This is a genomic window from Streptomyces sp. NPDC057654, assembly GCF_042800135.1.
GTDB lineage: Bacteria > Actinomycetota > Actinomycetes > Streptomycetales > Streptomycetaceae > Streptomyces.
The window spans coordinates 1-2,390 of record NZ_JBHVHQ010001103.1 but is presented as its reverse complement, the minus strand read 5'-3'; the positions used below and the strand labels follow the sequence as shown (position 1 = coordinate 2,390).

Below are 2,390 nucleotides of genomic sequence, written 5' to 3'. Positions count from 1 at the left end.
GGTCGGCCCTGGACCGGGTCGGGCTCGTGCCCCGCGTGCTGTCGGGCGCCTCCGGCTGCGACACCGAGGCCGTGCTGCCCGGCGCCCCGACCGCCGCCCTGCCGGTCGCCGTCGCGCCGATGGCGTATCAGCAACTGGCCCATAAGGACGGCGAGTTGGCGACCGCGCGGGCGGCAGCGGCGGCCGGGGTGCCGTTCGCCCTGTCCATGCTGAGCAGCCGCCCGATCGAGTCCGTCACCGCGCTCGGCGGCATCACCTGGTTCCAGCTGTACTGCCTGCGCGACCGCGGGGCCACGGCGGAGCTGGTGGCGCGGGCCGAGGAGGCGGGCTGCTCGGCGCTCGTCGTCACCGTGGACGTGCCCCGGATGGGGCGGCGGCTGCGGGACCTGCGCAACGGCTTCGCCCTGCCGACCGATGTGGCGGCCGCCAATCTGGACCCGGCGAGCGTCGAGGAGACCCACGACCGGCGGCCCGGCGTCTCGGCCGTCGCCGAGCACACGGCCAGGGCCTTCGCGGCCGGGCTGAGCTGGGACGACCTCACTCTGCTGCGGGAGCGGACCCGGCTGCCGCTGATCGTGAAGGGGGTCATGGACCCGCGGGACGCCGTGCTCGCCGCCGATCTCGGGGCGGACGCCGTGGTGGTCTCCAACCACGGCGGCCGGCAGCTGGACTCCGCCGTGGCCAGCGTGGAGATGCTCCCGGCGGTGCGCGAGGCGGTGCCGGACCGCTGCCGGGTCCTGCTGGACAGCGGAATCCGCGGCGGTACGGACGTACTCAAGGCCCTGGCGCTGGGCGCGAGCGGCGTGCTGCTCGGCCGGCCCGCCCTGTGGGGGCTGGCCGCCGGAGGCGAGGCGGGCGTGCGCCGGGTCCTCGACCTGCTCGCCGCCGAACTCCGCTCCGCCCTGGAACTCGCCGGGTGCGCCGACCTCGCCGCCGTCCGGCTGCTGTCGGCACGGGTTCCGGCCGACCGTACGCCCGTAGGAGGTGTCCGATGACGACGGTCGAACCCGCCGCGTCCACCCCGTCCGTCCCGTCCGCCCCGTCTATCCCATCCGTCCCGTCCGTCCGGCTTGACCCGGCGGATCTGCACGCCTCGCTCCGCGACCCGGCTCTGCTGTCGATGAACTTCCTCAACGAGGTGGCGAACCGCTTCCCGGACGCGATCTCCTTCGCGCCCGGCCGCCCCTGCGAGGACACCTTCGACCTCGCCGACCTGCACCGCTACCTCGACGCCTACGCCGCGTACCTGACGGAGACGAAGGGGTACGACCGGACGCGGGTGCACCGGGAGCTGTTCCAGTACGGGCGTACCAAGGGCATCGTCCACGAGCTCATCGCGCGGCAGCTCGCCGTGGACGAGGGCATCGCCGTCGATCCGGAGGCCGTTCTGGTCACCGTCGGCGCGCAGGAGGCGCTGTGGCTGGTGCTGCGCGCGCTGCGGGCCTCGGACCGCGATGTGGTGCTGGCGGTGGCGCCGACGTACGTCGGGCTGACGGGCGCCGCGCGGCTGCTGGACTTCCCCGTCCATCCGGTCGGCGAGGGCCCGGACGGCGTGGACCTGGACGACCTGCTCGCCCGGATCGCGGCCGCCCGCGCCGAGGGGCTGCGGCCCCGGGCGCTCTACCTCGTGCCCGACTTCTCCAACCCGAGCGGCCTGAGCATGAGCGTGAGCAGCCGCCGGCGGCTGCTGGAGATCGCCGCCGAGCAGGATCTGCTGCTGCTGGAGGACAATCCGTACGGGTTCTTCCAGGCGGTGGAGGGCGAGCGCCCGCCGACCCTGAAGGCGCTCGACACGGGGCAGCACGTGGTCTATCTCGGTTCGCTGGCGAAGACCTGTTTTCCCGGCGCGCGGGTGGGGTTCGCCGTGGCGGACCAGCGGATCGCGGGGCCGGACGGCGGGCTGCTGGCCGACGAGCTGTCGAAGGCCAAGAGCATGCTCACGGTCAACACGCCGCCGGTGAGTCAGGCGCTGGTCGGCGGGATGCTGCTGGAGCACGGGGGCAGTCTGCTGCGGGCCAACGAGCGGCAGATCGGCATCTACCGGCGCAATCTCGACTGCCTGCTGCGCGGGCTGAGCCGACGCCTCGACGGGCTGGAGGGGGTCGGCTGGAACACTCCGGCGGGCGGCTTCTTCGTGGGGGTGACGGTGCCGTTCCCGGTGACCGACGAGCTGCTCGACATCGCGGCGACCGAGCACGGGGTGCTGTTCACGCCGATGCGCCACTTCCACGACAGTGAGGCGGCGGCGCGTCAGATGCGGCTGTCGTGCAGCTATCTGACGACGGAGCAGATCGAGACGGGTCTCGACCGGCTGGCCAAGCTGATCACCGAGCGGCTCTGACGGCGGGTACCGCCGCGGATTCGTACGCCCGCGACGTGCCGTCCCGGTA

2 protein-coding genes are annotated in these 2,390 nt (G+C 73.6%); both read left to right on the top strand.

What is annotated here, in order from left to right; genetic code table 11:
• A partial coding sequence (locus ACFU99_RS40945; RefSeq protein ID WP_384403069.1) for an alpha-hydroxy acid oxidase occupies positions 1–995 on the top strand: 995 nt, incomplete at its 5' end.
• Complete coding sequence (locus tag ACFU99_RS40940; RefSeq protein WP_384403066.1) at positions 992–2,341, top strand: PLP-dependent aminotransferase family protein; 1,350 nt, start codon at positions 992–994, stop codon at positions 2,339–2,341. The genes ACFU99_RS40945 and ACFU99_RS40940, both read left to right, overlap by 4 nt.
• Positions 2,342–2,390 lie beyond the last annotated feature (49 nt).